The sequence below is a fragment of the Mesorhizobium sp. WSM4817 genome (assembly GCF_055811135.1).
The window spans coordinates 103624-125856 of the sequence record NZ_JBVVQQ010000010.1; the positions used below are offsets into that span (position 1 = coordinate 103624).

The window sequence follows — 22233 nt, forward strand, 5'->3', positions numbered from 1 at the left end:
GGCCGGTTCCGGTGCTTTTAGCTGCCCGCGTGCGCGTAAAACCTGACAGGTGCTTACCGTAATATTAACGGCTGAGTTACCATATTTGTTTACGGTGTATACTGACTAAAATACCGGAGCAGGATGCATGTCCGTTCAATCCGCGGCCGCAGATGTCGACGTCGATCTCAGGCAGCTCTTTGCCAGTCTTGCGAGGAATTGGCTGCGCATTCTTGTCGTCGCGCTTGTCGTAACCGGCCTGGCGTTCGCGCTCACCTGGCTCGCCACGCCGCATTACCGGGCCGAAACCCGGCTTTTGATCGAAACGCGCGAATCGGTCTACACGCGCCCCGACGGCACCAATGACAACGACAAGCCTATACTCGACGAGGAAGGCGTGACCAGCCAGGTCGAGGTCATTTCCTCGACCGACATCCTCAAGCAGGTGGCGCAGAAGCTTGATTTGTCGCGGCTGCCCGAGTTCGACGAGACGGCGGATATGCCGGCGTTGAGCCGTCTGCTTGTCGTCGCCGGCCTGAAAAGCGACCCCAACGAGATTCCGCCGGAAGAACGCGTGCTGACGAAGATGCGTGAGAAGCTCAACGTCTATCGCGTTGAAAAATCTCGCGTTATCGTCATCGAATTCTCCTCGGAAGATCCCCGGCTCGCCGCCGCAATCCCGAACGCCATCGCCGACGCCTACATCTCCGTCCAGGGCAATGCCAACATCGAATCGAATTCCGCCGCAACCGACTGGCTGGCGCCGGAGATCGCCGACCTGTCGAAGCGGGTGAAGGATGCCGAGGCCAAGGTGGCAAGCTACCGCGCCCAGTCCGATCTTCTGATGGGCGGCAACAATTCGGTGCTCGCCACGCAACAGCTTTCCGAACTGTCCAGCGAATTGTCGCGGGTGCGGGCCAATCGCGCCTCGGCGGCAGCGACTGCCGACAGCGTGCGCAGGGCGCTGCAGAATGGCGGCTCGCTGGATGCGGTGCCGGAGGTGCTGTCGTCCGGACTGATCCAGCGGCTGCGCGAGCGGCAGGTCGAGCTCAAGACCAACATCGCCGACCTTTCCACCTCCTTGCTCGACAATCATCCGCGAATCCGGGCGCTGAGGTCGCAGCTTTCCGATCTCGACCGCCAGATCCGCAACGAGGCGGAAAAGATCATGACAGGGCTGATGACGCAGGCGCAGACCGCCCTGGCCCGCGAAAACCAGCTTGTCGCCGACGTCAACACGCTGAAGGCCGCATCGGCGCGCGCCGGCGACCAGCAGGTCGAACTGGACGCGCTGCAGCGCGAAGCGACCGCCCAGCGCCAGCTGCTCGAATCCTACCTGACCCGTTATCGTGAGGCGTCCTCGCGCAAGGACAGCAATTATCCGCCGGTCGACGCGCGTGTCTTTTCCCGCGCGGTGGCGCCGTCCCAACCCTATTATCCAAAAATCCTGCCGATCATCGGTGCGGCCTTCGTCGGCTCGCTGCTGGTCATGGCGATCGTGACGCTTCTGCAAGAGCTGTTTTCGGGTCGCGCCATGCGGCCGGCCGCCGGCGCCCGCTTCGAGCGGATCGAACAGGTCGCGATGCCGGTTGCCCGCGAACCGCCCAATCACGAACCGTCCGATCACGAACCGCCCGATCACGAGCCACCCAATCAGGAATCGGCCGATATCGAAGACCTTGGGGATCGGATGGCGGAAGTCCAGGCAGAGCCGCAAGCGGCTGCCGCGGCGCCAGCAACTGGCCCCGCAACTGGTGACGACGTCGGGCCGGCGCGCCGCAGCCTTGGCGAGGTCGAAATCGACAAGGCGGTGGAGAAACTGATCACAAGCGGTGCGGCACGCGCCATATTCGTGTCGCCGGAAGGCGACGAGGCGGCCGCCTCGGCGGTGCTGGTGGCGCGTGAGGTTTCCGACACCGGCCTGCGCGTGCTCCTGCTCGATCTCACCGCTTCGGGCGCCGCTTCGCGGCCGACGCTGGACAGCAGGCTTTTCCCGGGCATCACCGATCTGCTCGCCTCCGAAGCGCAGTTCAGCGACGTGATCCATGTCGATCTCTATTCGGACTGCCACGTCATTCCCGTCGGCAACGCCGATCCGGTTCGCGCCATGCGCGCCGCCGACCGGCTGCCGATCATCATGCAGTCGCTGACCACCGCCTACGATCTGGTCGTGGTCGAATGCGGACCCACCGACGCGCAAGGCATCAGCCGCCTTGTCGGCGAGGGCACAGAAGTCTTCCTGTCGCTGCTGGAGCCGAACGACGAGGTGGCGCAGGCCGCGGTCGAACTGATCGAGAGCGGCTATCCCGACCTGACGCTGGTGACGCCGGTCGGCCATCAGACGCCAGGGACGCCGCTACCCGGACGGCGCTCCGCCGCCTGAGACAGTTCGATAATTCTCTTGAACGTTGTCGACCAGAGTTTGCAGCCGTGGCGGCAATAGCGTGCTCTTGCCTTCTCCCCTTGTGGGAGAAGGTGGATCGGCGCGCAGCGCCGAGACGGTTGAGGGGTGTTGGCCGGATCGCTGTTGGTGCCAAGCTGGAACACCCCTCATCCGACCGAGCTTCGCTCGGCCACCTTCTCCCACAAGGAGGGGGAGCCAATCGCGAACGTCAGCGATTTGCGTGACGATGGTGCTGGACGGAGCGCCAAGGCCGGGTAATCTCGCCCGATGCCGCATCAGCCCGTCGCCCCGACCAAACGTCGTTTCGCCCGCTCGATGCGCCGCGAGTCAACGGAGGCGGAGGACCGCCTGTGGCACGAACTGCGCGGACGCAGGCTCGACCACATCAAATTCCGGCGTCAGGTTCCTATCGGCAGATTCATCGCCGATTTCGTTTGCGCCGAGGCCAGGCTGATCGTCGAGATCGACGGCAGCCAGCATGCGGATTCAAACTATGATCGGGAGCGAGACGCCGAATTGAAGGCAAGGGGCTTTCGTGTGCTGCGCCTCTGGAACGACGACGTGCTGCGCGATTTGAACGCCGTCATCGCTTATGTCGGCGACCAGAGTTTGCAGCCGTGGCGGTATAGGGGAGCCAAATCACTTACGTCCCGGAATCTCGGCAGCGTTCAGCTGTCGTCTTCGCCCGTTGCTGGCACAGCCTGTCCGGCCGTCTTGCGGCGCAGCATCTTGGTCAGCTTCCAGATCGTAGGGCTGTTCTTGACGAAGGCTTTCAGGCGCGCGCCCTGCCGCAGGACAAACACCAGCGCGCGGCCTTTTGCCGTCAGCGGAATCAGGACCTCGAAATGCCGGGTCTCGATATCGCACCACAGCCGCTTGTAGGGTTCGTCGCCGACCGAGAAATCATAGACATCGAACCCCTTCTCGCAGGCTTCCTCGATGTTGTCGAAGAACAGGAAGTCGCCGGGGCTGGCATGGGCGAGGTCGTCGTCGGCAATCGCTCCGAATTCGCAGATCAGGCGTTTTCCCGAGCGGCTCGATCCGGTGACAGCGCGAAGCTTGCCGGCGACTTCGAGCCCATGCAGCACGAAGGACGGCGTGTCGTCGGAGAGCGCTTCGACGAACAAGGCGCGGAAGAAAGCACGAACCTGTGGCTCGCCGAAGACGTTGGCGATGCCCATCTTGCGGAAGCGGAACTCCTTCATCTCGAAAAACGCATCGAGCAGCCTGTTCACCTCGTCCGCCGTCCGGGCCTCGATGCGGCGGTGGCTGCCGACGGCCCCAAACTTGCGCGCCTGCGAGCGGTGCCTCTTGCGCCTGCGCTTGCCGCTGGCGCGGGAGAGCAGGGCATCAAAACCTCCCGCCAGGTCGACGGCCAGCGACAGGTTGGGGCTGGGAAAATGCGGGAGGGACAGAAGCGGATTGGCAACGCGGTCGAGATCGGGCAGCAGCCGTTCCAGCGCGACGAGGTCGATGTCCGGCCGCGCCCTGGCGATCGCCGCCAGCATCGAGCGGATCGCCGCGCCATCCGCCCTGGCCAGCCAGGACGGGTCGGCGGCGGCGAAATTGCCGTTGGCATGGCGGCCGCCCATGAAACGGGCGACGCGTAACGGACCGCGGCTGGTGACTTCCAGCGCCAACCAAAAAACCGGCCGGCCGTCAGCGCTCAGCCTCGCCAAGACGGTGTCCGCTTCGGCATGTCTGGCCCAGTTCAGGATCCAGGCCGGGCTCTGCGCCGGCGCGAACAGCGCTGAACCGCAGAACTCGGCATAGGCCGCAAGTGCCGCACCGTCGGCGACCGACACCGACAGGCCGCCATGATCCGCAGGTACCGCGCGCGGCGCCGCCTGCATGGCCTCGAGCCGATTGCCGTCAAATGACGCGGTGGCGTCAACCATACCTCAATCCTTTAGGGCGTATTCACCGCGATTGGGGGCGCACATAGGCGCATTCCGTGCTTGGATGAGCCTAGGCGCAAAAGGTGAATGAATGATCGACGGGGGCGAGGCAATCCGGAAACTGGCGCTCAACGTCGTGCGCTATACCGGTCTTGCCCCGCTGGCCAAGCCGTTCGTCGGCGGCATCGGCGCCATCCTGATGCTGCACCGGGTCACCGCCACGCCGGAAAAGCCTGATAGCGTCAACCGGCATCTCAACATCGCGCCTGAGTTCCTCGACGCTGTCATCGCCGACATGAAGGCGCACGGCTATGCATTCGTCACCCTGGACGAGGCGATCGAGCGCATCAAGGCCGGCGGCAAGGGTGGCCAGTTCGCGGCGATCACCGCCGACGACGCCTATCGCGACAACAAGACCGAGGCGCTGCCGGTGCTGGAAAAGCACGGCGCGCCAATCACCATCTATGTCGCGCCGGGGCTGATAAACGGCGCCGCCGATCTATGGTGGGAGGTGGTCGAGGACATCGTCAGCGCGCGCAACCGGCTGGTTTTGACGACACCGAACGGTCCGGTGACGATCGACTGCTCGACCCCGGGCAAGAAAATCCAGGCCTTTGCGCGCCTGCACGATTATCTGACGCTGGAGGTCCGCGAGGAGGACCAGCGCGCGGTGCTGCGCGAATTGGCGCGGTCGAACGGTATCGAGTTGGGCGCGCGCCAGAGCATGTTGATGAACTGGGACGAGATCCGCGCCATGGCAGGGCATCCGCTGGTGACGATCGGCGCGCACACCGTCAATCATCGCAATCTGAAGCGGCTTTCCGAAGCCGATGCTCGGCACGAGGTCGATGACGTCAGGGGCATATTGCAGGCCGAGCTTGGCAAGGCGCCGCGCCATTTCGCCTATCCCTATGGCTATGCCAGCGCCGTTGGTGACCGCGAAGTCGGCTTTGCCCGCGACGCCGGCTATGTCTCGGCGGTGACGACACGCCACGGCGTGCTGCGCGCCGAACATGCCGGTTTCCTGCACGCGCTGCCGCGTATTTCGGTCAACGGTCGCTATCAGAGCGTTGCCCATATCCGCACGATGCTGTCGGGCGTGACGACGCCGCTGGCCAACGCCGGAAAGATGCTCGTCACCATCTAGTGGTGAGACACTCCGGTGGACCGCAAGAACAGAGCCCTGAGGGCCATCCCTGATGCGCGCCTTCGTCGCCTCCGGGTTCTCAAGCCTGCACTCGGAAAGCCCCGGACGCACATCCGACGATCGTCCCTTGCATGTGCCGCTCGGTTTCTCCCACACGAGGTCCTGACCCAGGTCGGACTCCGGAGCCGGAAGTTCGCGATAGGCGTCGAAATTCTGCTTGAAGACGCTACTGTCGACCACGACCAGGGCGTATTGCATTGCGGCTATTTCCCGAGGACTTCCAGCGTGTCAGCGACGAAGCTCCAGCCGTCCGGCGTGACCACGAATTCCTGCGCGCTCTCGTCGACGGTCAGGTAGCCCTTCTTGACGAGCGCACCCGCGACCAAGACGTCGGGCCGGAAATAGGTCCCGTGCATCTCGATGCCGCGCAGCGGGATGCGTCCGCCGGAGAAGACGAGGTAATGGCGCGGGCAGCCTATGTGATGGGTTTCGGTAGCCGGCACCGGCGCCAAGCCAACACGTGGATGGCCGGCATCCGAAACCCATCACATAGGCTGCCATCGGGTTGCTACTGGCAGAACGCACACTTTCTCCCCCGTTGCGGGCGGTTTCGAGATCGATCGTGGCTGGGATGCTTTGTGCCGACGGTTCGACGGGTCGTATCGTCCGGAAGAGACCGGAGTGCATCTAAAGCTAGTCTGGCCGACCGAACCACCGCACGATTTCATAGGCAGGCATTGGGCGGCGAAAACCCTTCAGCGTCAGATCGCCAACAAGAACGGATTCGACCAGCGCCTCGACAGCGCCGAGGACCCGTTGGCTAACGAGAATCTGGCGGGACTTGGCGGCCTCGCACAATCGGGCGGCATGGTTCGACACGGTGCCAATGACGGCATAGTCCGAGCGCCGATCAAAACCAATGCGCCCGATGGTTGCGTGGCCCCTGGCAATGCCGATCCCAAAGCCAAGCAAATAGTCCCGCTTGCGCCATCGTTCTGAGTGCCCGTCAATCGCGTCGCGCATCGCAGCCGCCATTGAGACAGCTCTCTCGCTGTGGTCGGCGCATGGCAGTGGATCGTTGAAAACCACGACGATACCGTCGCCCACGAACCTCTCGAGAGTCCCCTCGTGGCGGACAATTTGTTCACCAAGACAGGAATGATACTCGGCAAGAACTGTCATGACTTCTTCGGGTTCGGCGGTCTCCGCGAAGGCTGTAAAGCCGCGCAAATCGCAAAAGACAACGGTCACCTCGCGACGGTGGCTCTGCAAGAGCGCATCTCCATTGCCCGCCGCAACGATGAGGTCGGCGACCTGCTCGGGCAGGAACCGCCTAAGCCGCGCCATTCGCTCGAGCTCCGTCACCTGCTCAGCCACGGTTTGCTCGAGCGAGCGATTCCAGTCGGAAAGCTGCGCGGCTTGGTCCTCAAGGCGTTTGGCTTGGCTCGCGACAGTGTCGTGAAGCGCCTTCTGGCGCAGCATCGAGCGCACCCGTGCTAACAGCGCCCTGTGCTCGAAGGGCTTAGTCAGGTAGTCGTCGCCACCGGCGTCCAGCCCCTCGACCACGTCGCGCGTGTCGGCTTTCGCGGTGACCAGAATAACGGGGATCGATCGCAGCGAATGATCGTGCTTGAGCATGCGTACCACACTGATGCCGTCGAGCTTCGGCATCATGATGTCAAGCAGGATCAGATCCGGCGTGAGTTCGCGGGCTTTCGCAAGCCCCTCTTCACCATCGGCGGCGGTTGCAACTTCGTAGCCATTCGCCTCGAGGCGCATGCGCAGGATCTCGAGGTTTTCCGGAGTATCGTCGACCGCGAGAATGCGAGGCGGATCGTGCACGGCGCTGCCTCCCTCAAGAAAGGAACCCGCGAATCTCGGAAAGCAGCTGACGCGGACTGAATGGCTTGGCAATGTAACCATCGCACCCAGCAGCAAGGGCCTTCGCCTCGTCGCCCGACAACGCATAGGAGGTGACGGCGATAATCGGAATGTGCCGGAGCGCCGGGTCGGCCTTGATGCGGCGAGCCGCTTCGTACCCGTCAATCACAGGGAGCTGAATGTCCATAAGGATCAGGTCTGGCTTGTGCACTCCGGCTGCAGCGATGCCGGCGGCGCCGTCCGCCGCTTCGATCAGTTCGTATTCGGTGGTGGCAATGAGATCGCGGATGATCTGGCGGTTGTCCTCGGTGTCTTCCACCATCAGGATTCGTTTGCTCATGCGGCCCTCACGTCCTCATTCACCCGGATTGGTACCTTCAGACGGAATGTCGACCCCGACCCAATCACGGACTCGACGTCTATGGTTCCGCCATGCATTTCGACGATGCGCTTCGAGATCGCCAGGCCAAGACCCGTACCGCCCTTCTGCCTGGTACTGCTGTTGTCGACCTGCTGGAATTCTTCGAAGATGAGAGCCTGGTCCTTGGACGCGATGCCGGGACCGGTGTCTCGGACGGTCATCTCGAAGTGCCCGTCAACCGCATCGGCAAGAATGTCGACCGCGCCCGTTTCGGTGAACTTGACGGCATTGCCTGCAAGATTGAGCAGGACCTGCGTCAAACGGCGTTCGTCCCCGCGGCCGATTGGAAGGTTCTCGGCAACAGTCGTTGAAAGCTCAAGACCCTTCGCTCGTGCCAGCGGCTCTACAGCCGTAAAGGTCGATCGAACAATCTGCGCGACGGAGTAGTCCTCAATCGCCAGCGTGAGCTGGCCGGCTTCGATCTTGGAAAGGTCGAGTACGTCGTTGATGAGCCCGAGGAGGTGACGGCCGTTTGCCTGCACGCGCGCGACGGTCGTCTTTGCCTTGTCGGGGAGTTCGCCGTAGATGCCGTCGACCAGCAGTTCTGTGAAGCCCAAGACCGAATTGAGCGGTGTCCTGAGCTCGTGGCTCATATTCGCGAGGAACTGGGACTTGTGGCGGCTGGCTGCCTCCAGCTCCCGGCCTTTCTCCTCGATCTCGCGGAACAGCTTGGCATTCTGGATCGCGAGCACCGATTGGGCTGCGAAGGTCTCCAGCAGGTGGACAACTTGCTCATCGAAGGCACCTGGCTTGTGGCGCCTGACGACCAGTGCACCGACGATCTTGTTGGGCCTCAGCAGCGGAACGATCAGGATACCGCGATATCCGGCGTCGACGATCGTCTTTCTTACAAGGAAGGATGAGGTCTCCTCGCTGAGGTCGGGAAACTGCACCGGCATGCAGCGCCCGGGCGCGTCGCCGATCCCCATGTCGGGCAGCCCGATCGTCTGGTGCGAGACTGCGGCGATAAGCTCATCGCTCATACCGAAGTTTGCGCGCGGACGGAATTGCTGCCGCGTGCTGCTGAACACGTAGATGGTGCCAGCATCCGTTGCCGACAACTGGACCGCCTTGGCAACGATCGTCTTCAGCACCGTGTCGAGATCCAGCGTCGAATTGACCGCCTTGCTCACCTCACCAAGAGCCTCGAGCTCACCAACAGACGCGGCAAGCTCGCGAGTCCGTGACTGCACCGCCTCGAAGAGCCGCGCATTCTCGATGGCGATCACGGCCTGGTCGGCGAATGTCTCGACGAGGGCGATCTCCTTGGGATTGAAAGGTTGCGGCTCAACCCTCGTCATGACGAATACGCCAACGAGATCACCTTCCCGCAACAGCGGGGCAGCGAGGACGGTGCGGAAGCCGCCTGCCTCGGCGATCAAGGCAACGCGGTAGTCCGGATCAGCGGTCACGTCTTCGATTTGGACGATCCGCCGTTCTTCGATTACGCGCCCTACGGCGGAGCCTCGGCCTGCGGCAAGGGCCGGAGTTGGATTGGCGTCCACATAAGCACGGAAACTGGGCGGGTAGCCATGCGCCGACACATAGCGGAATACGCCATCCAGCGACTGCACGATACCACCCTTGTCGGCACGGCAGAGCCTGACAGCCGATTCCACCAACGTATCGAGCACGACCTGCAGATCGAAGGTAGAGCGGCTGATGACCTTCAGAACGTCTGCGGTGGCTGTCTGCTGCTGAAGGGCTTCGTCGAGCTGCTGGGTGCGCGTCTCAATCTCCTGATACAGGCGCCCCAGACGGTCGGAAGTCTGGTTGACGTTAGCGGCGAGTACTCCAAGTTCGTCGCGATTGGCGACGGCAACCTGTTGGGCGAAGTCGCCGGCCGCTATCTGGCTGAGACGCGTCTCGATCTTCTTGACCGGTTCGATCAACGACCAGGAGATAATGTAGCCGAGCCCCAACGCCAGCAGGATACTGCCCACCGCGAACGAGACCACGATCAGTCTGGACGTGCCGTACGCACCCTCGGTCATTTCGATGGCCGCCACCATGTCGGCTTCGGCCATGTTGACCAGCTGGTTTGTCAGCCGCTCTAGGCTATCAGCCGACGGTATGATTTCATCAAGCTGAACCTTGCGCGCCTCCTCAGTGCGGCCGGCGCGGACGAGCTCTGCCACGTGCGTCACCCCGGCCGTCAGCCGCTCGTACTCTTGCCTGACCTGGCCAAGCACTTCCACCTCGGCTTTGGCGACGAACTCCATGCGGTCGAGGTCGTAGCCAAACTGATTGAGCTGGCGCAGCGCCGCATCCAGCATCCTGTCGTCCTGAAGCAACAGGGCGGTGGAGATGCCGTAGAGCTGGGTGGTCGTATCGTGCTGTACCTGGCGGTAGGCCGCGATCCTGCGCTGCAGCTTGATCAGCTCGTTGGTCTGATCGTTCACCCCACTCAGCACCTGCAACCCGACGGCCCCGAGCACGATCAGCAGGCCGACGATCGACAGGAACGCGATCAAGAGCTTGGTCTGGACGCGCGCCGGCAGCCGGGCAACCCAGCCAACGAGCCGGTTCGTTATGCTATTTGGATTCGTCCAAGAGGCTGAGAAGGTCATCCCGGAACTCCTCCAGGTCGAACCGGACACCAAGATACTGTACTCGCAAGATGCCACCGGGGTCCACGAGCGACGTCAACAAGGTATGGTCGATATCTCCGTTCGCCGCCTTCTTCGCGATGACCCCGTATTTCCGTCCCACCTCATGGACGACCGCCGGATCACCGGTAAGAAACGACCAGCCCTTCAGGTCGGCGCCAAAACCCTGCGCATATTCCTTCAGGACATCGGGCGTATCGCGCTCCGGGTCGACGGTGATCGAAACGAAGGCGATTTTGGGTCCGAATGCACTACCCAACTTTTCCTGCACGCTGGCCATATGGGCGGTCAGCATGGGGCAGACATCGGTACAGTACGTATAGATGAATGAGACGGCGACCACCTTGCCGCGAAAGTCGTGCAGCGACACTCGCACACCGTCCTGCGATACCAAGGTAAAGTCCGGCGCCTGTCCGATCGTCGGCAGGCGCTCGTCGTGCGGCGCGTCGTGCGCGTGTGCCGGCCCGGCCATCAGCACCAGCAGCAAGATGCGCGCCGGCCACTCGCTCACGTTTTCATCTCGCGCTTGACCTCGTTGAAAAGGCGCCAATCCGTGCCGTTCGCGATGATCTCGTTTGGGCTCGATTTGACAATCCCGGCCTCATGCAGCCGCAGCGAGAAGAACCTCATCGTGTCCTCGGGATCGAAGTCGCGCCAATTAGAGTATGGGAGCTCGCGGAGCGACTGCACGGCGTAGTCGTATTGTTCGGTGTGTCCGCCATCCACCAGGAGGCGTGCCACCCGTTCCGGTTCGGCCGCGCAGATGTCGGCCGATTTGATGATGGCCCGGATGACGCGCTTGGTGGCAGCTGGATTTTTCTCGGCATAGGCGGCATTGACCGCCAGCATGCAGCAGTAATATTGCGACCACGGCCGGTCCTTGGAACTGTCGAGGATGACGTGACCGACTTTGCGAGCGCGGAGGTCTTGAGCCTCAGGCGGAAAAGCCAGGAAGGCGTCGACCTTGCCTTCGGCGAAGAGCTCCGCCGGCTTTGCTTCGCCGACGATCCATTCGATGTCGCGTTGCGGATCGAGGCCGACATAGGTCGCCATCGCACTGACGAAGATATGCGGATCCGACGACAGATTGCCGCCGACGCCGACTTTGCGGCCCTTGAGATCCGCGATGCTCTTGATGTCCTCCCGTCCGAACAACTCGTAGCAGCCGACATGTACTCCGGAGATCACCTTGATCGGGGCGCCAGTGTCGACCGGAATGATTAGGGCCGTGGCAAAGTCTATGCCGAAATCGATGTCGCCGCGCGCCAGCATCTCGGTCTGGGCGATGCCGGCCTCGGCGGCCACGAAGCCGAAATCCGAGAACCCCTCTGCGCGGATCAGATCCTCGGCGACGTACTGCGGAGCGATGCAGATACCAGGCGCCGCCGCAAAGCGGGCGACCGTGGTTTCAGGTGCCGCTTCGGCGGCGGTCGCGTTGCGGCCCCTTGCCAGGCCCGCACCTGCGAGCGCGGACAGGCCTGTGAGGAAACGACGACGGTTCTGGACAATCTGCACGAGTCTCTCCTTCCCTTGAAAAAGGCACCGCGTGTCGGCGATAGTTCTACGTCTTCAGCTCACGCTTGAGCTCGGCGGTTCCGGATGATCTGCATTAGCCTCTCCTTCCCTGATGGGGCACGGCGTGTCGGCGATCGCCTACGTCTTCAACTCCTGCTTTAGTTGATCGAGAAAGCGCCAATCCGTTCCGGTGGCGATTATCTCTTGCGGGCTCGACTTGATCATGCCCGTTTCGTACATGCGCAGCGCGTAGAAGCGCATCGAGGCTTCGGCATCGAAATCCCGCCATCTGTCGTACCGGATGTCGGCAAGCGTTTGCAGCGCGAGTTCGTAGCTGGGGACGAAACCTCGATCGACCATCTGCCCTGCAGTCCATGACGGATCTGAGACACAGAGGTCGGCGCCCTTGAGAATGGCCCTGAGCACGCGCTTCGTCGCCACCGGATACCTGTCGACATAATCCGCAGTCGCGGAAATCATGCAGCAGAAATGCTGCGACCAGGGCGGGTCGGTGGTCGAGTTGAGGATCGTGTGGCCTACTTTCCTGGAGCGAAGTTCCTGCGTGCGGGGCGGTTGGCCGAGCACTGCATCGTACTTTCCTTCGACGAAGCCTTCCGCAAAATTGTGCTCTTCGATGACCCATTCGATGTCGTTGACGGGATCGAGCCCAACATAGGCGGCCATCAGAGAAACCAACACGTATTGCGGCGAATCAAGCGTAAAGACCCCAACCCGCTTTCCCCGCAGGTCCGAGATGCCTTTGACGCTGTCGTTGGCGATCAGTTCGAGGCACCCGGAGTGCAGTCCGCTTAGTACCCTGATCGGCACTCCTGCATCGATCGACGCCAGATGAATCGGCACGTAGTTCACACTGAAATCCGTCTCGCCGTTTGCGATCCACGCCGAATGATCAACCTTCTTGTCACCTTGCACGTAGCGGAGATCGGTGAACCCCTCGGCGCGCAGCATCTCTCCGGCGAGGTACAGGCCCGCCCAGCAATAGGCGCCGCCGATGTACCGCGGCAGGCGGACCGAGGTGGTCTCCGGCAGCGGCTCAGCCCAGGCGGGTGTCGAGGTGCCGATAAGGCCCGCGGCGCTGGCGGCCGCAGCGCCGGCTAGGAAACGGCGGCGGTTCTGGATGAACTGCATGTCTACGTCTCCCCTTGAGACAAATGGGATCAGGTTTTCAGCTCACGCTTCAACTCTTCGAGGAAGCGCCAGTCCGTTCCGTCGGCGATGATCTGTTGCGGGCTCGATTTGATCATGCCCGTCTCTTGCATGCGCAGTGTGTAGAACCGCAGGGAGTCTTCAGGATCGAAGTTTCGCCAGCGGTCGTACCGGATATCCTTTAGCGTTTGCAGCGCGTAGTCATACGACGGGACGAAATCGCGATGGACCATCTGCCGGGCCACCCACTGCGGATCCGACACGCAGAGGTCGGCAGCCTTGAGGATGGATCGCAAGACCCGTTTGGTCGCCACCGGGTGCCTGTTCACGTAGTCCGTCGTCGCGGAGATCATGCAGCAGAAATACTGTGACCATGGGCGGTCGACGGCATTGTTGAGGATCGTATGGCCGATCATCTTGGCGCGCAGCTCCTGCGGCTGGGGCGGCGTGCCGAGGAATGCATCGATCTTTCCTTGGACGAAGAGCTCCGTCGGGGTGGCGTCTTCCGTAAGGACCCATTGGATATCGTTCACGGGATCGAGCCCGACATAAGCGGACATGAGAGTCAGCCACACGTGTCGCGAGTTATTGAAACCATCCACGCCCACCCTCTTGCCCCGCAGATCCGCGACGCTGCGGATGCTCTCCTTGGCGATCAGTTCGAGGCATCCCGAGTGCAACCCGGTTAGCACCTTGATCGGCACGCCGGCATCGATCGACGCGATCTGGTTCGGTGGAAAGTTCACAGAGAAATCGGTCTCACCGCGTGCGATCCATTCCGATTGGTCGACGCTTCTGTCGGCTTCGACGTAGCGAACGTCGGTGAAACCATCTGCGCGCATCAGTTCTCCGGCGATGTACGCGCCTGCCCAACAGTAGGAACCACCAACCCACCGCGGCAGACGAACCGTGGTCGTTTCCAGCGGCGGTTCCGCGTGGAGTGACTCGGGAAGGCCGACGATACCGGCAGCGCCTGTCATTGCAGCGCCGGCCAGGAATCGGCGGCGGGTTTGCATGATCTGAATCGGAACGCTCCTCTCTTCCGAACTGCAAAAAGGCAATTCTGGCCGAAACCGAGCAAAAGAGGTTTCGGCAGAGGCAGGTGGTCTCGTGAGCGCGACGAGTAGTTGTGGATCTAGCGCGCTCAGTCCGATGCGGGAGTCTTGCGCTCTCAGTCGTCGGCTCATCTATTAGCAATCGACGATATGCCACGATACGCCCAATTTGCGTTGGTTGCGAGCGCAAAACTTACTCCGCCAAAGGTCCTGCCACCGTCTCGCGGCCAGGAGACCGTTTGCGCGGTTGCGAATGCCACTTCGAGTTTACCGCGCGGCCGGATCGAGTCATCGACGTTGAGTCCCAAGAGACTTGCCGCCATCTGGGAAGATGCGTTTCGATCTTAAGCTCAAGTCCGTTGGCCAATGGGACGATCTGGGCCATTTGCGCCTGCGCGCCTCGTCCGTATGTACCGCGCGGGACAAGGTATACCACATGCGTCACTTCGTCTGTGAACCGGTCGTAGTCCTGTCGGACTTGCCCGAATAGTTCCGCATCTTGCGTAGCGACGAACTCCATGCGGTCAAGGTCGTACCCAAACCGGCTGAGCTGGCGGAGGGCCGTGTTCAGCACCCTGTCGTCCTGAAGCAAAAGCGCGGTCGCGATGCTGTAGAGCTGGTTTGTCGTGTCGTGCCGAACCTGGCGATAAGCTGCGATCTTGCGCTACAGCCTGGTCAGCTTCATTTGTTTGATTATTGACCCCGCTCAGCACACGACGAACGGTTTCTGATTGCGCCAGCGCCCAATCGCATTCTTGTCGATCGTCGGCCTTCTGATCGCACTTGGGGCCGTCAGCCTGCAGGCGCCGCGTCATGTGAATGCGCCGGCCAAGCAATGAGCAGGGCCAATAACAAGACGCGTGCCGGCCACATATTCATGTCTTCAACTCGCGCTTGAGCTCATTGAGGAAGCGCCAATCCGTGGCCTTGGCGATGATCTCCTGGGGACTCGCGGCGATAGCGCCGGCCTCGCGCAGGCGCAGTGCATAGAAGCGCACCGTGTCTTCCGCGTCATAGTCCCGCCACCGCTTGTAGGGGACCTCGCCAAGGGCTTGGAGCGCATAGTCATAATTAGCGGTGAATTTTCCCTCGACGAGACGGCGCGCGACCATGGCGGGGTCGGCCACGCACAGATCGGCTGCCTTGAGAATGGCACGCATCACCCGCTTCGACGCGACGGGATTGGCGGCGACGAAGCCGGGATTGCCGGCCAGCAGGCAGCAGAAATACTGCGACCACGGCCGATCGAGTGCACTGTTGAGGAGGACGCGGCCAGCCCCCTTGGCGCGCAGCTCCTGCGGCTCCGGCGGAAAGCCGAGAAAGGCATCGACATCACCACGCAGGAATAATTCCTTCGGCTTCACGTCGGGATCGCTCACCCAAACGATGTCGCGCACCGGGTCCAGCCCGACATGGGCCGCTATGCTGACGATGAATAGATGCGGACTGGATCCGAGTGCCTGGACACCGACTTTCCTGCCCCTGAGTTGGAGGATGCTGTCGATGCCTGGCTGGACGAACAGCTCGAAACAGCCCGGATGAACGCCGCCCATCAGTGTCAGCCTGTGCCCCTGATCGACGGCGACAATCGTGGGCGCGACGAAGTTCAGGCCAAAATCGATCTTGCCGCTCGCTGTGTCTGTCGCCATCACAGTGCCAGGCTGGGTCTCGACATAATCCACATGCGTGAAACCCTCGGCATACAGCAGATCCTCCGCGACAAATTGCGGTGCGAGGCAGATGCCGAAAGTCTTGCTCAGACGAATCCGGCTGGTCTCGGGCGGCGGCTCGGCGCTGGCCGGGGTCGCGGCGCCGACGAGGCCGACAGCACCGGCTGCCGAGAGGCCGGCCAGAAAGCGGCGGCGGCTTTGGATGATCTGCATCAGAACGCTCTCCGAACCGCGAAAATGAGCCTGGACCGGAATCGAGCAAAGAAATCCGGCAGAGGGTGACATCTTGTCGGCGCGCCCGAAGGCTTGTGAGCTAGAGCGCGCTAGCCAGCGATAAACATTCATACGCCTTATTTCGGCTTCTGTCAGTGGCGGCTTCGAGCTGCTTCTGGACGGCCGAGCTTACCCATCCCGGAACGACCGGATCGGATCACGTCACGACAATTTTCCCACCGAGCTGAGGGTCCGCTATTTAAGATCCCGGACCCAAAGCTGTCGGTCTGCAATCGTTTTTCGGAAGCCAGAAGTTGCCACTCCGCTTCGCCCCCCAAACGGGACGTCTGAGTAGTGGTTCGGCAATAACCACTCTGGCGCTGCCTGTGCGTTCCGATCGGCGACACGGAAGGCAGAAAACCATCCTGAGCTGCCCTACACGTCGGGTAGCAAGCGTCAGACTTTCACCGCGGCGGCGAGCAAACCTCAGTTCTTCGGCCGCGGCGGCTCCAGGATCAGCCATTTGATGATGCCCATGGCCGGCAGCACCCAGAGCATGCCGCTGAGCAGGAAGAACAGGAAATGCGCCCACGGTCCCGATTCCGCCAGTTGCGCAACCGCCACGATCGATGCGACCAGCGCATAGACGATGACCAGCGCCACCAGCAGGATTGTTCCGATCAGCTTTTTCAGGCGAATGGGCATTTCGCGATCCGGTTGATCCCTATCGCTTAGGCCCAACGGAAGAGGCACGCAACAGCCAAGAAGCGGCGCGACGGCGTGCCGCGCTGTCCGGTCTTGCCAGTTGGATTGCGATGGTTCACCAATCCGCGACTGCAACCTGCCGGGACAAGACCATGGCTGCCATAGCTGCCGCGCCTTTCGTGACCCGCGACCGCGACCTGCGCAACCGGGCGTGGGTGCGCGGCTGGCTCTACGTCGTGCTCCTGGTGCTGTTTGTGCTGGTGCTGGTCGGCGGCGCCACCAGGCTCACCGAATCCGGCCTTTCGATCACCGAATGGAAGCCGATCCACGGCATCATCCCGCCGCTCAACGACGCCGAATGGCAGGAGGAATTCCAGCGCTACCAGCAGATCCCGCAATATGCCGAGCTCAACAAGGGCATGAGCCTCGAAGCGTTCAAGTCGATCTTCTGGTGGGAATGGTTGCACCGGATCCTGGCGCGCGGTGTCGGCGTGGTTTTCGCCGTGCCGCTGGTGTTTTTCTGGGCGACGCGCCGCATCGAACGCGGTCTTGGTCCGAAATTATTGGGCATTCTTCTTCTCGGCGGCCTGCAGGGCGCGATCGGCTGGTGGATGGTGGCGTCCGGGCTGGTCGACCGCGTCTCCGTCAGCCAATACCGGCTGGCGACGCATCTGACGCTGGCGGCGCTGATCTTCACCGCGACCATGGTGGTCGCGCGTGGATTGGCCCCGCATTCCGAGCCCGCGGCCGACCGCTCGACCCAGCGTCTGGCCGGCTTTCTGGTGCTGCTGGCGCTGGTCCAGATCTATTTCGGCGGGCTGGTCGCCGGGCTCGATGCCGGCCTGAGCTACAACACCTGGCCGCTGATGGACGGCAAGCTCATCCCCGGCGACCTGTTGATCCTCGAGCCGGCATGGCGCAACTTCTTCGAGAGCCCGAAGACGGTCCAGTTCATCCACCGGCTCGGCGCCTACGCTATTTTCGTCGCAGCACTTTGGCACATGATCGCCACGCACCGGCGCCAGCCCGGCACCACCCATGCGCGCCGCGCGACGCTGCTGTTTGTGCTGGTGCTGCTGCAGGCCCTGATCGGCATCGGCACGCTGCTGATGCAGGTGCCGCTGCACATGGCGCTGACGCATCAGGCTTTCGCGCTTGTCCTGTTGGGCTTTGCCGCAGCGCATTGGCGCGGCACCAAGGGCGCTTATCCCATGCCCAACCAGATCGCCGTCAGAGGCTGAGCCGCACCGTCCTGATCGCCGTGGCAATGGACAATTCGCGGCTTTCCTCGACCGCATTGCCGTCTTCATGATGCCATGACGCCGACAGGCAGCCATAGGCGATGGCGTGATCCAGAATGGCTGGCGGCGTCTGGCCGAGCGTTCTGGCGAAAATCTCGGCCATGTCGGCAATCCGCCGGGGATCACGGCAAAGCTCGTCGCGGCCGAGCGGATTGTAGAACATGTTCGCCGCGTCGAAGCCGGGATCGCCGAGAACGCCCTTCGGGTCGATCGAAAGCCAGCCGCGCGCTCCCAGCATGATGTTGTCGTGATGCAGGTCGCCATGCAGCGGCAGCACCTCGACAGGATTGGCCAACAGCCGTTCCGCGGTCGCAGCCGCTTCGACGTAAAAGCTCTTTTCGCCGGCGTCGCGATCGATCTTCGCCTTGTTGAACAGACTGGAAAACCGCACCCGCAACGGCTGAAGGTCTGGTGGGGCAGGGTGGTCGGATGGCGAGAACAGTCTTGCCATCACTTCGGCCGCGATTGCTGTGGCGGCATTGTCGCCCTGCTCGGCGAGAACCTGTGACAGCAAGGTTTCACCGGCATATTCGAGCAGCATACAGTGGCCGTCGCGGCCGAGCAGCCGTACCGCGCCTTCGCCGCGCCGCCAGGCGAGGAAATGCTCGCCGCGCAACTCGTCCTCGACGTCGTCGAAAGCTTTGAGCGCCTTGACGATCGCCGGCGAGCCGTCCTCGCGAACAACTTTCCAGATGCGGCTGCTGAACGTCTCGGCAATCAGTTCTGGCGCGTTGACCTTCCAGCGGCCTGGGAATGCCGGCGCGTCCATTCAGTTCTTGAGGCCGAGCATCAGATCCATGTTCTGCACGGCAGCGCCCGAGGCGCCCTTGCCGAGATTGTCGTAGACGGCGAACAGCAGCGCCTGGGCCCTGTCGTCGTTGGCGAAGACATGGAGCATCATCCGGTTGGTGCCGTTGTAGACTTCGGGATCGATCTCCGGCACGCGCTCCAGATGCGCATAGGGCGCCACCTCGACCACGCCGCCATCGATGGCGGCGAAATGGTCGGCGATCGCCGCATGAAGCTCGGCGCCGGTCGGCACATAGTCGAGGCCGCCGAGCTGCAGCGGCACCACGGTGATCATGCCTTGCGCGAAATTGCCGACCGCCGGCTGCATGATCGGATCATGCGACAGCTTCGCATAGGTCCTGAGCTCCGGCACATGCTTGTGCTGCAGGGTCAGACCGTAGGGCAGGAATTCCGACGCTTCCTCGCCCTTGGCGACATAGTCCTCGATCATCGGCCGGCCGCCGCCCGAATAGCCCGTAATGCCGTTGACGGTGACCGGAAAATCCGGCGGCAACAGCCCGGCCGCCACCAGCGGCCTGAGCGTCGCGATCGGGCCTTGCGGCCAGCAGCCCGGATTGGTGACGCGCTTCGCCGAGGCGATCTTGCGCGCTTGACCCTTGTCCATTTCGGCAAAACCATATTCCCAGCCTTCTGCCACGCGATGCGCGGTCGAGGCGTCGATAACCCTCGTGGTGTCGTTGTTGATCAGCGAGACGCTTTCTTTCGCGGCTGCGTCCGGCAGGCACAGGATCGCGACATCGGCGGCGTTGAGGAACTCGGCTCTGGCTGCCGGTTCCTTGCGGCGCTCGGTCGGAATCGAGATGATCTCCAGGTCGCCGCGCTCGGCAAGCAGCGTCCTGATCTGGAGACCGGTGGTGCCGTGCTCGCCGTCGATGAAGATTTTCGGTTTCATTTGCCTGCCTGAATCCCTGATAATTCGTAGTTATATGCCACTTGCCTGGTTCAATCCGGCAACAATGTGATTGCCGTTGTTCATCTCTTCGAGCCGGGCCTTTCGTTCCGCCAGCAGCCCGAGATAGTGCATGGCCACCGTCGACCCGGCAATTGCCGTTATATCGGCGTGATCATAGGCCGGCGCAACCTCAACGACATCGGCGCCGACGATGTCGAGCTGATTGATCTGGCGCAGCACCGACAGGATTTTTGCCGAGGACGGCCCGCCGGCGACCGGTGTGCCGGTGCCGGGGGCGAAGGCCGGGTCGAGGCAATCAATGTCGAAGGTGACGTAGGCCTTCTTGCCGCCGGTGCGGTCGACGATGGAATAGGCGATATCGGACGCGCGCATGTCCTCGATTTCGTGGCCGTACAGGATCTTGATGCCGAAGGTGTCGGGCGCATGGGTGCGGATGCCGATCTGGATCGAACGGTCGGGATCGATAATTCCCTCTTTGACCGCACGGCCGACGAAGGAGCCGTGATCGATGCGCTTGCCGTCGTCCGGCCAGGTGTCCTGGTGGGCGTCGAACTGCACCAAGGCCAGCGGACCGTGAATGGCGGCATGCGCCTTGAGCAGCGGCCAGGTGACGAAATGATCGCCGCCGAGCGATAGCAGGAAGGCGCCGGATTTCAGGATCTTTGCCGCCTCGCGCTCGATCGTCCCCGGCGTCTTCTGGTGGTTTCCGCTGTCGAGCAGGCAATCGCCATAGTCGACCACGGCGAGATGTTCGAACAGATCGCGTGAAAACGGATATTGCGGGTCGTTGTCGAGGATGGTCGAGGCGCGGCGAATCGCCTGCGGTCCGAAACGCGCGCCCGGCCGGTTGGTGACGGCGGCGTCGAAGGGGATGCCCCACACCACCGCGTCCGCGCCCTTCACGTCCTTGGTGTATTTGCGCCGCATGAACGACAGCGCGCCGGCATAGGTCGGCTCGAAGGACGCACCCGTCCTGGCCCGGGCGGTGAAGGCGTGGTCGATGTTGGTGTTCGGCATGAAGCGGTCTCCTGTGCATCGAGGCGCAACCTTATTGGATATAATTCCAGGAAATGCGACCCCTTCCGAGGGCCATGACCGTTCGAGCTCGGTCACAACTTCTTGCTTGCCAGGTGAGCCCGCATGGCCAACCCGGAATTTGCGTAGATTTGCATGAATACAACCGAAAGTAGCCAGCGGTCCTTGCGCGGGATGGTTGTCAGCCGGGGAACGCAGCAGATTTCAGCACGCCAAGCCGGCCACCGACCGCCAGGACGGCGGCATCGATCTCGGCAAGTCGAGATTGAAGAACAGCCGCTTCAGCCGGCATTTGACCTGACTTTCCGGCATTTGCGAAGCCGGCTTCGTTCACTGGGCTGTCACGCGCGTCGCTTATCCGGGTTTGCATCCGGTAGGAGCGATTCTCATGCGAACGACCTGGCTGAAACTTGTGCTTGCCGCCGCTTCGGTGCTGTTCACTGGCTCGGCATTGGCTGGCGAAACACGCGCCAAGCAGATTCTCGACCGTTTCGAACACGCCAACCAGTGGCGCGACCATGTCATGGTGGCGGCACACCGCGCCGGCAGCCTGCAGGCCCGCAAGACGCTCTTTGCCGAAAACTCGATCGCCGCCCTCGAGGCCTCGATCGCGCTTGGCGCCGAAATCGTCGAGGTCGATGTCAGGCGCTCGAAGGACGGCGAGTTCGTCGTCATGCATGACAGCTGGCTCGACCGCACGACGAACTGCAGGGGCGAGGTGGTCAAGCGCACGCTGGCCGAACTCAAAACCTGCAGGCTGGTGATCGAGGGCACCGGCGCCGTCACCGACGAGCCGGTTTCGACGCTGCGCGAGATGCTGATGGCGACCAGGGACAGGATCCTCGTCAACATCGACAACAAGCTCGACGTCGACAGCCTGGCCGGCATGATCGCGGTGGCGCGTGACCTTGGCATGGCCGAACAGGTGATCGTCAAGGAGAACCTGTGGAACCCGGCCAGGATCACCACTGTCAAGGCAGCCATGGGTGCAATCGGCAGCGGTTTCCAATTCATGCCGATCATTGCCGACGACGCGGTTCGCGACGCCGGTTTCGCCGAGAAAGTCAGCGGCGCCTTTTCGCCGCGCGCGGTCGAGATGATCAACTGGCGGGACGGCGCGGAGACGCTGACCGAGACCGGCGGTCCGCTGTTCAGCCCGCGCATGCGCGCCGCGGCGATAAGGGGCGACTGGCACATCTGGGCCAATACCTACGCCATCGTCAACAAGCCGGGCGGCTTCCTTGCCGGCGGTCGCGGCGATGAACTGGCGGTGTTCGCCAGCCTGCCGCGCGAGACCTACGGCTTCTGGGCCGAGCGCGGCGCCACCATCATCCAGACCGATGAGCCGAAAGCGGCGATCGACTGGCTGGCGGCAAACGGCTATCGCGTGCCCTATTCGGATGCGGCGCGGCCGGCGGAGCCGGCGAATACGGCGAGCATCAACTAGTTCCTCTGCGCCGTGGATTTGGTTCTTTGACCGGCGGTCGCGCTGCCGGCCGGCCTGCAACCA

General features: G+C 62.6%; 18 protein-coding genes and 1 pseudogene. 5 read left to right on the forward strand and 14 right to left on the reverse strand.

Annotated elements, in window-relative coordinates; all coding sequences use genetic code 11:
- Positions 1 to 127: 127 nt before the first annotated feature.
- The gene (locus tag AC0L2K_RS15885) at positions 128 to 2362 is read left to right on the forward strand and encodes a GumC family protein (protein ID WP_473531764.1); all 2235 of its coding nucleotides are present in this window, start codon (positions 128 to 130) and stop codon (positions 2360 to 2362) included.
- Between the two features lie 336 nt (positions 2363 to 2698).
- Positions 2699 to 2917: pseudogene (locus AC0L2K_RS15890) on the forward strand (endonuclease domain-containing protein); the annotation flags it as partial.
- Between the two features lie 134 nt (positions 2918 to 3051).
- Here AC0L2K_RS15890 and AC0L2K_RS15895 read toward each other — a convergent pair.
- Positions 3052 to 4281, reverse strand: a complete 1230-nt coding sequence (locus AC0L2K_RS15895; protein ID WP_473523603.1) for a GNAT family N-acetyltransferase — start codon at positions 4279 to 4281, stop codon at positions 3052 to 3054.
- 91 nt (positions 4282 to 4372) lie between these two features.
- On the opposite strand from AC0L2K_RS15895, the gene AC0L2K_RS15900 reads away from it, so the two are divergent.
- Positions 4373 to 5428: a polysaccharide deacetylase family protein gene (locus AC0L2K_RS15900; protein WP_473523602.1), complete on the forward strand. Its 1056-nt coding sequence runs from the start codon at positions 4373 to 4375 to the stop codon at positions 5426 to 5428.
- Between the two features lie 263 nt (positions 5429 to 5691).
- Here the strand turns inward: AC0L2K_RS15900 and AC0L2K_RS15905 are convergent, their stop codons facing one another.
- The 10 genes from AC0L2K_RS15905 to AC0L2K_RS15950 all read right to left on the reverse strand — a co-directional run bounded on the left by AC0L2K_RS15905 (position 5692) and on the right by AC0L2K_RS15950 (position 16664).
- Positions 5692 to 5931, reverse strand: coding sequence for a hypothetical protein (locus tag AC0L2K_RS15905; protein ID WP_287326626.1), 240 nt, complete (start codon positions 5929 to 5931; stop codon positions 5692 to 5694).
- A gap of 190 nt (positions 5932 to 6121) precedes the next feature.
- The gene (locus AC0L2K_RS15910; RefSeq protein WP_473531765.1) at positions 6122 to 7270 is read right to left on the reverse strand and encodes a response regulator; all 1149 of its coding nucleotides are present in this window, start codon (positions 7268 to 7270) and stop codon (positions 6122 to 6124) included.
- 13 nt (positions 7271 to 7283) lie between these two features.
- Positions 7284 to 7649 carry a response regulator gene (locus tag AC0L2K_RS15915; protein WP_128175946.1) on the reverse strand — a complete coding sequence of 122 codons (366 nt, stop codon included), beginning with the start codon at positions 7647 to 7649 and terminating at the stop codon, positions 7284 to 7286.
- Positions 7646 to 10300: a GAF domain-containing protein gene (locus AC0L2K_RS15920; protein WP_128170001.1), complete on the reverse strand. Its 2655-nt coding sequence runs from the start codon at positions 10298 to 10300 to the stop codon at positions 7646 to 7648. The genes AC0L2K_RS15915 and AC0L2K_RS15920 overlap by 4 nt, the downstream gene beginning before the upstream one ends.
- Positions 10266 to 10850 (reverse strand): SCO family protein, encoded by a 585-nt coding sequence (locus AC0L2K_RS15925; RefSeq protein ID WP_473531766.1) that lies wholly within the window; start codon positions 10848 to 10850, stop codon positions 10266 to 10268. The genes AC0L2K_RS15920 and AC0L2K_RS15925 overlap by 35 nt, the downstream gene beginning before the upstream one ends.
- Positions 10847 to 11854 (reverse strand): ABC transporter substrate-binding protein, encoded by a 1008-nt coding sequence (locus AC0L2K_RS15930; protein WP_287181154.1) that lies wholly within the window; start codon positions 11852 to 11854, stop codon positions 10847 to 10849. Before AC0L2K_RS15930 ends, AC0L2K_RS15925 begins: the two co-directional genes overlap by 4 nt.
- A gap of 138 nt (positions 11855 to 11992) precedes the next feature.
- On the reverse strand, positions 11993 to 13003 hold the full coding sequence (locus AC0L2K_RS15935; protein ID WP_128170004.1) for an ABC transporter substrate-binding protein: 1011 nt from the start codon (positions 13001 to 13003) through the stop codon (positions 11993 to 11995).
- Positions 13004 to 13032: 29 nt separating this feature from the next.
- Positions 13033 to 14037 (reverse strand): ABC transporter substrate-binding protein, encoded by a 1005-nt coding sequence (locus tag AC0L2K_RS15940; protein WP_287375954.1) that lies wholly within the window; start codon positions 14035 to 14037, stop codon positions 13033 to 13035.
- 914 nt (positions 14038 to 14951) lie between these two features.
- Positions 14952 to 15959, reverse strand: a complete 1008-nt coding sequence (locus tag AC0L2K_RS15945) for an ABC transporter substrate-binding protein (RefSeq protein WP_128170006.1) — start codon at positions 15957 to 15959, stop codon at positions 14952 to 14954.
- A gap of 486 nt (positions 15960 to 16445) precedes the next feature.
- Entirely contained in the window at positions 16446 to 16664 is a 219-nt protein-coding gene (locus tag AC0L2K_RS15950; RefSeq protein WP_023798362.1) for a DUF2842 domain-containing protein, read from the reverse strand.
- Between the two features lie 152 nt (positions 16665 to 16816).
- On the opposite strand from AC0L2K_RS15950, the gene AC0L2K_RS15955 reads away from it, so the two are divergent.
- Positions 16817 to 17905: a COX15/CtaA family protein gene (locus AC0L2K_RS15955; RefSeq protein ID WP_473531767.1), complete on the forward strand. Its 1089-nt coding sequence runs from the start codon at positions 16817 to 16819 to the stop codon at positions 17903 to 17905.
- Here AC0L2K_RS15955 and AC0L2K_RS15960 read toward each other — a convergent pair.
- From AC0L2K_RS15960 to speB, 3 genes are read right to left on the reverse strand one after another with little or no spacing between them, the layout of a single operon-like run.
- Complete coding sequence (locus tag AC0L2K_RS15960; protein ID WP_473531768.1) at positions 17895 to 18734, reverse strand: aminoglycoside phosphotransferase family protein; 840 nt, start codon at positions 18732 to 18734, stop codon at positions 17895 to 17897. The genes AC0L2K_RS15955 and AC0L2K_RS15960 overlap by 11 nt on opposite strands.
- Entirely contained in the window at positions 18735 to 19667 is a 933-nt protein-coding gene (gene argC, locus AC0L2K_RS15965; protein ID WP_473531769.1) for an N-acetyl-gamma-glutamyl-phosphate reductase, read from the reverse strand.
- Positions 19668 to 19697: 30 nt separating this feature from the next.
- Positions 19698 to 20705 (reverse strand): agmatinase, encoded by a 1008-nt coding sequence (speB, locus tag AC0L2K_RS15970; RefSeq protein WP_091591507.1) that lies wholly within the window; start codon positions 20703 to 20705, stop codon positions 19698 to 19700.
- A gap of 406 nt (positions 20706 to 21111) precedes the next feature.
- On the opposite strand from speB, the gene AC0L2K_RS15975 reads away from it, so the two are divergent.
- A complete protein-coding gene (locus AC0L2K_RS15975; protein ID WP_091591505.1) occupies positions 21112 to 22170 on the forward strand; it encodes a glycerophosphodiester phosphodiesterase family protein in 1059 nt (352 codons plus the stop codon).
- Positions 22171 to 22233 lie beyond the last annotated feature (63 nt).